Origin of the sequence: Paraburkholderia sp. Ac-20336 (genome assembly GCF_017105025.1) — a bacterium.
GTDB lineage: Bacteria > Pseudomonadota > Gammaproteobacteria > Burkholderiales > Burkholderiaceae > Paraburkholderia.
In genome coordinates this window covers 43764-52985 of sequence record NZ_JAAGPS010000039.1, presented here as the reverse complement: position 1 = coordinate 52985, position 9222 = coordinate 43764, and the positions used below count along the sequence as shown (strand labels likewise).

At 66.4% G+C, this 9222-nt stretch carries 8 protein-coding genes; all 8 read left to right on the top strand.

What is annotated here, in order from left to right; translation table 11 throughout:
- Nucleotides 1-434: 434 nt before the first annotated feature.
- The 8 genes from GXB81_RS14285 to GXB81_RS14250 all read left to right on the top strand — a co-directional run bounded on the left by GXB81_RS14285 (nt 435) and on the right by GXB81_RS14250 (nt 9057).
- The gene (locus GXB81_RS14285) at nt 435-1088 is read left to right on the top strand and encodes a protein-L-isoaspartate O-methyltransferase (RefSeq protein ID WP_167036472.1); all 654 of its coding nucleotides are present in this window, start codon (nt 435-437) and stop codon (nt 1086-1088) included.
- Nucleotides 1089-1163: 75 nt separating this feature from the next.
- On the top strand, nt 1164-1487 hold the full coding sequence (locus GXB81_RS14280) for a rhodanese-like domain-containing protein (RefSeq protein ID WP_205989484.1): 324 nt from the start codon (nt 1164-1166) through the stop codon (nt 1485-1487).
- Nucleotides 1488-2093: 606 nt separating this feature from the next.
- Nucleotides 2094-3392, top strand: coding sequence for an urea ABC transporter substrate-binding protein (gene urtA, locus GXB81_RS14275; RefSeq protein ID WP_205989480.1), 1299 nt, complete (start codon nt 2094-2096; stop codon nt 3390-3392).
- 147 nt (nt 3393-3539) lie between these two features.
- Nucleotides 3540-5219, top strand: a complete 1680-nt coding sequence (gene urtB, locus GXB81_RS14270; RefSeq protein ID WP_205989482.1) for an urea ABC transporter permease subunit UrtB — start codon at nt 3540-3542, stop codon at nt 5217-5219.
- A gap of 1 nt (nt 5220) precedes the next feature.
- Nucleotides 5221-6501, top strand: coding sequence for an urea ABC transporter permease subunit UrtC (gene urtC / locus GXB81_RS14265; protein ID WP_167282098.1), 1281 nt, complete (start codon nt 5221-5223; stop codon nt 6499-6501).
- Nucleotides 6501-7364 (top strand): urea ABC transporter ATP-binding protein UrtD, encoded by an 864-nt coding sequence (gene urtD, locus GXB81_RS14260; protein ID WP_167036946.1) that lies wholly within the window; start codon nt 6501-6503, stop codon nt 7362-7364. Before urtC ends, urtD begins: the two co-directional genes overlap by 1 nt.
- A gap of 27 nt (nt 7365-7391) precedes the next feature.
- A complete protein-coding gene (gene urtE / locus GXB81_RS14255; protein ID WP_205989479.1) occupies nt 7392-8084 on the top strand; it encodes an urea ABC transporter ATP-binding subunit UrtE in 693 nt (230 codons plus the stop codon).
- Between the two features lie 55 nt (nt 8085-8139).
- Entirely contained in the window at nt 8140-9057 is a 918-nt protein-coding gene (locus GXB81_RS14250) for an urease accessory protein UreD (RefSeq protein WP_205989477.1), read from the top strand.
- Nucleotides 9058-9222: the final 165 nt, after the last annotated feature.

The following is a 9222-nucleotide window of genomic DNA, read 5'->3' as shown; positions in this document are numbered from 1 at the left end:
TCGTCTCCGCCCCGCTCGCGGTGGCCGGCGCGGCCGGAGACGACTTCGACGAAGTTCTGGACACAGGGGCTCGCGCAAAAATGTAATCGATTACATTTTTGCGCGATGACGCGGCGAATCGCAAGAACCGATCGCTAGGGATTAACACGGGGGGCGCCGCGCACGGCCGGCCCCGGGCGGGCGGACGACTGACCGCTTGCCGGCCGCCCGCGTGCCGCCTGCTCGCCGATTGGCTGCCGATTGGCTGCCGATTAGCCGCCGAAGTCCGGCGAACTGCCGCCATTTGGTACAATCGCGCCGCTACCCTGACGCGGCCCGCAACTCCGAAGGCTTTCCCGCGAAGCCGCGCCCGCCGGCAACCAAGCCGCGGCACAGTCAGGTCAACAGTCCGCGGCTCCCCGCCCGCTCGCCAAACCAAAACCGCCGAATCCACCATGAACATCGAGCAAGCGCGTTTCAACATGATCGAACAGCAGATCCGCCCCTGGGAAGTGCTCGACCAGGACGTGCTGAATCTGCTCTCGATCGTCAAACGTGAGAATTTCGTCCCCGCCGCCTACCGCGACCTCGCTTTCGCCGACCTCGAAGTGCCGCTGCCGGCCGGTCAGCACATGCTGGCGCCGCGCGTCGAGGCGCGCGTGCTGCAGGAACTGGCGGTGAAGAAGCACGAAAGCGTGCTCGAAATCGGCGCGGGCTCGGGTTACATGGCGGCGCTGCTCGCGCATCGCGCGCAGCACGTGCTGAGCGTCGAGATCGAGCCGGAACTGGCCGAACTCGCGAAGAGCAACCTGATCGCCAACGGCGTGCTGAACGCCGAAGTCGCAACCGGCGACGCCGCGCGCGGCTGGGCCGGCGCGGCGCCGTACGACGTGATCTGCGTGTCGGGCGGCCTGCCGGTGCTGCCGCAGGAAATCCTCGAACAGTTGAAGGTGGGCGGCCGTCTCGCCGCGTTCGTCGGCACCGCCCCCGTCATGAAGGCGCAAATCATCACGCGCATCGACGAGAAGCAGTACCGCATCGCCGACGTGTTCGAAACCTACATCGAGCCGCTCGCCAACGCGGTGCAACCGCCGCGCTTCAAGTTCTGAAGCGGGTTTTAGCTGCATTTTTTTACCGGACGGACGGCGCACATGCCGCCGTCCCCTGAACTGGATGTCCCGCTGATGCAAAACCTGACCGCTCCGGCACTCGCCGAATGGCTCGCCGACCCCTCGCGTCCCGCGCCCGTGCTGCTCGACGTGCGCGAGCCGTGGGAACTGCAAACGGCGTCGATGGCCGGCATCGTGTCGATTCCGATGCGCGAGATTCCCGCGCGCAGCGAAGAACTCGACGACGACGCGCAGATCGTCTGCATCTGCCATCACGGCGCGCGCAGTGCCCAGGTCGCGATGTTCCTCGAATCGCGCGGCCATACGAACGTGTTCAATCTGCAAGGCGGCATCGATGCGTGGTCGCGCCAGGTCGATCCGTCGGTTCCCACGTATTGAGGCGGAGCTATTGAGTTTGAACACGCGGTAACCAGCGCGTTGCGACGGCGCAAGGGCGGGCAGTCCTTGCGCCGTTTGTTTTTTGTACCTTTGCTGTTGTCGTTACTCTTCCGCCTCTGCCCGTCCGTCACCTCGCCTCACATCACGTCGCGCAGCTTGTGAAGCGCGCGCTCGAACAGCGGCGCCATGCGCGCAGCTCGCTTGAATAGCTGCTTGCGAATAGCGCATCGCGCTCGCACGATGCGATCGTCGCCCCTCACCGAACACACATCCCCCACACACGCCGGCTGCGCACGCACCCGCCACGCGCCGCTTGCGCCCGCTCCCGGCCACTGACGCTTATCCACGCTTCGTTACAGCGCGGCGCGCACTCGAACGAGGCACAGCGCGTGCGCCTGCACCAGATTCGCGCCGCTATCCGCCCGCGAATGCGCGATACCCGCGCCGCCGCCGGCCGCGCCACCACAAGCATCGCGCGCGCCCCGCACCCGATGCGTCACATGGCATATGCCTTGCAGTAGACGAGCGGCTAGTCGTACGGTCCAGGTCCCGCTGGCTGAAACCGACGCTTATAAACAGTGACCATCAATGGCAAGGGGAAAGCACATGAAACGTCGCAGTCTGTTGAAGTATGGCTCCATGGCCGGCGCGCTCGCGCTTGCGGGCCGCGTGCCGTTCGCACACGCGCAGTCCGATGGCGGTCCGATCAAGGTCGGCATCCTGCATTCGCTGTCGGGCACGATGGCGATCTCCGAAACCTCGCTGAAGGACACCGCGCTGATGACGATCGCGGACATCAACCGGAACGGCGGTGTAATGGGCCGGCAGATCCAGCCCGTGGTGGTGGACCCGGCATCGAACTGGCCGCTCTTCGCCGAGAAGGCGCGCCAGCTTCTGACGCAGGAGAAGTGCGCGGCCGTGTTTGGCTGCTGGACCTCGGTGTCGCGCAAATCGGTGCTGCCGGTGTTCGAGGAATTGAACGGCCTGCTGTTCTATCCCGTGCAGTACGAAGGCGAGGAGATGTCGCGCAACGTGTTCTATACGGGCGCGGCGCCGAATCAGCAGGCGATTCCCGCGACCGAATATCTGATGAGCGCCGAAGGCGGCGGCGCGAAGCGCTTCTTCCTGCTCGGCACCGACTACGTCTATCCGCGCACGACCAACAAGATCCTGCGCGCGTTCCTCAAGTCGAAAGGCGTGCAGGAAGCCGATATTCAGGAGGTCTATACGCCGTTCGGCCATAGCGACTATCAGACCATCGTCGCGAACATCAAGACCTTCTCGCAAGGCGGCAAGACCGCGGTGATCTCGACCGTCAACGGCGATTCGAACGTGCCGTTCTACAAGGAACTCGGCAACCAGGGGCTCAAGGCCTCGGACGTGCCGGTCGTCGCGTTCTCGGTCGGCGAGGAAGAGTTGCGCGGCATCGATACGAAGCCGCTCGTCGGCAATCTGGCGGCGTGGAACTACTTCATGTCGCTGCGCAATCCGGCCAACGAGAAGTTCAAGAAGCAATGGGCCGCGTGGGTCAAGGACAACAACCTGCCGGGCGGCGCGAAGCGCGTGACCAACGATCCGATGGAAGCGACCTTCGTCGGCATTCATATGTGGAAGCAGGCGGTCGAGAAAGCGAAGAGCACCGAGGTCGACAAGGTGCGCGTCGCGATGGTCGGGCAGACCTTCGCCGCGCCCTCGGGCTTCACGCTCGAGATGGACGGCAACCACCATCTGCACAAGCCGGTGATGATCGGCGAGGTACGCGCGGACGGCCAGTTCAACGTCGTCTGGCACACCAAGGGACCGGTTCGCGCGCAGCCGTGGAGCCCGTTCATCGCCGGCAATGCAGGCAAGCCGGATGTGGTCAGCTCGATCCCGGCGTTTTTGCGGCGTTCGCGGGTTGCGTGACGCGTGACGTATCCGCGAAAGCGAGTGTGTGACGTTGCGGCGCACGCCGATGTGCCGCAACGCCTTGCGTCTAAAAGCGCGGCGGCTACCGCGCCGCCCTCGCCGGCTTTATCGGCTTATCGAATCCCCCTCGTGCAAAAGGCCATCATGGCGTTTTCCTTTCCGACTTTCCCACGACGACGCTTCACGCCACGCATCGTACGTTGCGTCGCATTCCGTACGATCGGCAATGCCTCGCTCGCATTGCTGCTCGTGCTGTGCCTCACCGGCGCACCGTCCGCCGCATTCGCGTTGACGCAAGCCGACCTCGCGCCGCTTGCCGGCGACGACTTCGAAGCGAAGTCCGCGGCCATCGACAAACTGATCGCAACGCACGATGCCGCCTCGCTCGCGGTGCTCAAGGCACTCGCCGACGACAGCACGCTCGCCACCGACGCGGGCGCCCTGCTGCTGCAGGACAGCGACACCGCACGCGACGCGCTGACGGGCCAGGCCGTCGCCGCGAACGACGCGCAGCCGGTCACGCTGAACAATCTGCTGCGCGCGAAAGTGTCGGGCGCGCTCTCGGGCCTGCAACTCGCCTCGCCCGACCAGGCCACGCGCGCGGCGGCCATCGACGCGCTGCTGCAAAACCCCGACCCGTCGCTCAAGCCGCTCGTCGACGCAGCCCGCGCAAAGGAGACCGACCCGGTGCTGAAGCAACGCCTCGACACGCTATGGGCGATGAGCGCGCTGCACGACGCCGATCCCGCCAGGCGCCTTGAAGCGGTGCGGCTGGTTGCCGCGCGTCACGACCTCGACATGAACGAACTGCTGCGCCCGCTCGTCGCGAAGAAAGCGGACGGCTCGTTCGCGGAAAGCGACGAACGCGTGCGCGCGGCCGCGCAAAGCGGCATCGACGAACTCGAGGCGATCCAGAGCCGCAGCCAGATCGCGGGCACGCTGTTCGCGGGGCTGTCGCTCGGCAGCGTGCTGCTGCTCGCGGCACTCGGCCTCGCGATCACGTACGGGCTGATCGGCGTCATCAACATGGCGCATGGCGAATTCCTGATGATCGGCGCGTATGCGAGCTATGTCGTGCAGAACCTGTTTCAGCGCTTCGCGCCCGGCGCGTTCGACTGGTATCCGCTCTTCGCGATACCGGCCGCATTCGTCGCGGCGGGGCTCGTCGGCATCGTGCTCGAACGGCTCGTGCTCAGACATTTGTATGGGCGGCCGCTCGAAACGCTGCTGACCACCTTCGGCGTGAGCCTGATCCTGATTCAGGCAACCCGCATGCTGTTCGGCGCGCAAAACGTGCAGGTCGTCAATCCGTCGTGGATGAGCGGCGGCGTGACCGTGCTGCCGAACCTGATCCTGCCGTACAACCGGCTCGCGATTCTCGCGTTCTCGCTGATCGTCGTCGCAATCGCGTGGGCCGTGCTCACGCGCACGCGGCTCGGCCTGTTCGTGCGCGCGGTCACGCAGAACCGCCGCATGGCCGCCTGCGTCGGCGTGAAAACCGCGCGCGTCGATTCGTATGCGTTCGCGTTCGGCGCGGGCATCGCGGGGCTCGGCGGCTGCGCGCTGTCGCAGATCGGCAATGTCGGGCCCGACCTCGGCCAGAGCTATATCATCGATTCGTTCATGGCGGTCGTGCTCGGCGGCGTCGGCCAGCTTGCGGGCACCGTGCTCGGCGGCTTCGGCCTCGGGCTCGTCAGCAAGGCGATCGAGCCGTTCTGGGGCGCGGTGCTCGCGAAGATCGCGGTGCTCGTGCTGATCGTGCTGTTCATCCAGAAGCGTCCGCAAGGCATGTTCGCCTTGAAGGGCCGCAGCGCGGAGGCTTGAGATGACATCGGCAATTTCCTCTACTACGTCGTCGGCCGCCTCGGAGGCGACCTCAGCGACGCATTCGCCGGCAAGTCCATCTTCCGTCGCACCGTCGCGCGTCGGTCGCGACGGTCATGCGCCTGGCGCCACGGCAGGCAGCGGCGCGGGCAACGCACGCGATGCCAACGCCGGCTTCGCGCTCGGCCTGCCGCCGCGTCCCGCCTTGCTGTCGCGCCGCGCGTGGCTCGCGCTGATCGCGCTCGTCATCGTGTTCGGCCTCGGCGTGCCGTTCGCCGCGCTCGTGATTCCCGAAACGAGCGCGCTGCATCTGTCCGCCTACGCGATGACGCTGACCGGCAAGTTCATGTGCTACGCGATCGCGGCGCTCGCGCTCGATCTCGTCTGGGGCTACTGCGGCATCCTGAGCCTCGGCCATGCGCTGTTCTTCGCGCTCGGCGGCTACGCGATCGGCATGTACCTGATGCGCGCGATCGGCCACGACGGCAAGTACGGCAGCGATCTGCCCGACTTCATGGTGTTTCTCGACTGGCACCGGTTGCCGTGGTACTGGCAGGGCACGCAGCATCTCGGCTATGCGCTGCTGCTCGTCGTGCTGGTGCCGGCCGTGGTCGCGTGGGTGTTCGGCTTCTTCACATTCCGCTCGCGCGTGAAAGGCGTGTACCTGTCGATCATCACGCAGGCCATGACCTTCGCCGCGATGCTGCTGTTCTATCGCAACGAAACGGGCTTCGGCGGCAACAACGGCTTCACCGATTTCAAGCGCATCGGCGGTTTTCCGATCACGCATCCGGGCACGCGCGCCGCCTTGCTGCTGATCACGTTCGCGGTGCTGGTCGCGGCGTTCCTCGGCGCGCGCGCGATCGTCACCTCGAAGCTCGGCCGCGTCGTCACCGCGGTGCGCGACGGCGAAACGCGGCTGATGTTTCTCGGCTATAGCCCGCTTGCCTACAAGCTGTTCGTGTGGACCGTGTCGGCCGTGCTGTGCGGCATCGCGGGCGCGCTCTACGTGCCGCAGGTCGGCATCATCAATCCGGGCGAGATGTCGCCGGGCAATTCGATCGAAATGGCGATCTGGGTCGCGGTCGGCGGACGCGGCACGCTGATCGGACCGATCATCGGCGCGTTCGCGGTGAACGGCGCGAAGAGCTTTTTCACGGCGAACTTTCCGGAGTACTGGCTGTTCTTTCTCGGCCTGATTTTCGTGCTGGTGCCGCTGTTGTTGCCGAACGGCATCATGGGGCTCGCCGAGCTGCTGACGCGCAAAAGGAACCGCGCATGATGAACGAAAACCCGCTGGTGGCCGATCTGGCCTTGCCTGAAGCACCCGCCGAAACGTCGCTGAGCGGCGTCGCGAACATGGGGCACGCGGTCGTACCGGGCGAGATCGACGTCTCGCACGGCACGATCCTCTACCTCGAAGACGTGACCGTGAGCTTCGACGGCTTTCGCGCACTCAACGCATTGTCGCTCGCGATCGACGCGGGCGAACTGCGCTGCGTCATCGGCCCGAACGGCGCGGGCAAGACCACGATGATGGACGTCATCACCGGCAAGACCGCGCCCGACGACGGCAAGGTGTTTCTCGGCCAGTCGATCGACCTCACGCGCATGAACGAGCCCGCGATCGCGCGCGCGGGCATCGGCCGCAAGTTCCAGAAGCCGACCGTGTTCGAACAGCATCCCGTATGGGAAAACCTCGAACTCGCGATGCAGGCCGACAAGGGCTGGTGGGCCTCGCTGCGCGCACGGCTCGATCGCGAGGCGCAGGCGCGCATCGAGCAAACGCTCGCGCTGATCGGGCTCGAAAGCGAAGCGCGGCGGCTCGCGGGCGAGCTTTCGCATGGACAGAAACAGCGCCTCGAAATCGGCATGCTGCTGATGCAACGCCCGGCACTGCTGCTGCTCGACGAACCCGCGGCCGGCATGACCGACGACGAAACCATGCAGCTTGCCGAACTGCTCGACCGGCTGCGCGGCACCTGCTCGATGATGGTCGTCGAGCACGACATGGAGTTCGTCGCCGCGCTCGCGGGAGAAACCGGCAAGGTGACGGTCATGGCCGAGGGGCGCGTGCTCGCGCACGGCACGCTCGACGAGGTGCAGCAGAACGAGACCGTCATCGAGTCTTATCTGGGCCGCTGAACGACGATTCGACAGGACATCAGGAACATGCTCGAAGTAGACCGACTGAACCAGTACTACGGCGGCAGCCACATTCTGCGCGACGTGCAGCTCAGCGTGCCCGACGGCAAGCTCACGGTGCTGCTCGGCCGCAACGGCGTCGGCAAGACCACGCTGCTGCGCTGCCTGATGGGCGTCGTGCCCGCGAAGAGCGGCGCGATCGCATGGCGCGGCGCGCCGCTCACGAAGCTGCCGACCCATGCGCGCGTCGCGCAGGGTCTCGCTTACGTGCCGCAGGGCCGCGATATCTTTCCGCGTTTGACCGTCGAGGAAAATCTGCTGGTGGGCGCGGCGAGCCGCAAGGCGCCGAAGCAGATCCCCGAGCGCATCTACGAACTGTTTCCCGTGCTTAAGGACATGCGCGGACGGCGCGGCGGCGATCTCTCGGGCGGTCAGCAGCAACAGCTCGCGATCGGCCGCGCGCTGATGAGCGAGCCGCAACTGCTGATTCTCGACGAGCCGACCGAGGGCATCCAGCCGTCGATCATTCAGGACATCGGCCGCACGCTGCGGCAACTGGTCGAGGACATGGGCCTGACGGTGCTGCTCGTCGAGCAGTATTACGACTTCGCCAAGGCGATCGCCGATCATTACTGGGTGATGAGCCGAGGGGAGATCGTCGCGGGCGGCGCAGGCGCGAATATGGAAGCGGATGGCGTGCGCGGGTTGATTGCGGTTTAACATGGCACTCGTTTGACCCGCTCCGTTCCACGCCGTCGCCCACCCATCCACTCGCATGTCGCTTCACGAAAACCGCGCCACGCTCGTCACCGCGCAACCGGCTGCTCATGACGCTACCCCTGAGGCCGCTCATGACGCCACCCATGCGCCGTGGCACGCGCGCCTCGAACTCGGCTTCACCCACGGCGACGCACGCACGACGCTCGCGCACCGGCGGCACGCTGGGCCATTGCGCGTGCAACGTCCGCTCTACCCCGAAGGCCAGGCGATCTGCCATGCGGTGATCGTGCATCCGCCCGGCGGCATCGCGGGCGGCGACCGGCTCGACATCGACGTCTTGCTCGGCGCGCACAGCCATGCCGTGCTGACGACGCCGGGCGCGACCAAGTGGTACAAGTCGAACGGCCGCGCGGCGCGGCAGCGCATTGCGGTGCGCGTCGGCGAACACGCGAAGCTCGACTGGCTGCCGCAGAACAACATCGTGTTCGATCATGCGCATGCGCAACTCGATTTTTCGCTGACGCTTGCCGACGGCGCGAGCGCGATCGGCTGGGACGCGACGCAGCTCGGACGCCAGGCCGCCGGCGAACGCTGGTCGGCGGGCAGCCTGAGTGCGGTGTCGCGCATCGTCGGCGCGCGCGGCGAATTGCTGTGGTTCGAGCGCGCGAGCCTCGCCGCGAACGATTCGCTGCGCGATGCACCGCAAGGGCTGGCCGGCTTTCCTGCCTACGGCGCGCTATGGGCCGTCGGCGCCGCGTGCGACGACGCGCTCGCCGAGTCGCTCTCGGCGCAACTGCCGTTCGACGATACGCTGCGCGCCGCCGCCTCGTGCGTGACGAACCGCGTGCTGATCGTGCGCGCGATGTCGCGCTCGATGGAGACGCTGCAACAGGCGCTCACGCGCTGCTGGCTGCAATTGCGGCCGGTCGTGCATGGCGTCGCGGCGGTGCCGTTGCGAATCTGGTCGACCTGAGCACCTAAGCACCTGAGCAGCGCGGAAGACCCGCACGCTTGCACCTGGCCGACCCGGCAAGCCGCCCGCCTCGGTTTTCACCTTCATAACGCCGAACGCGCACCAACGTGGCGCGCACGCATGCCCCAAACCCGTGCGCAAGCGCGTCGCGCGCGCTGTGCACCG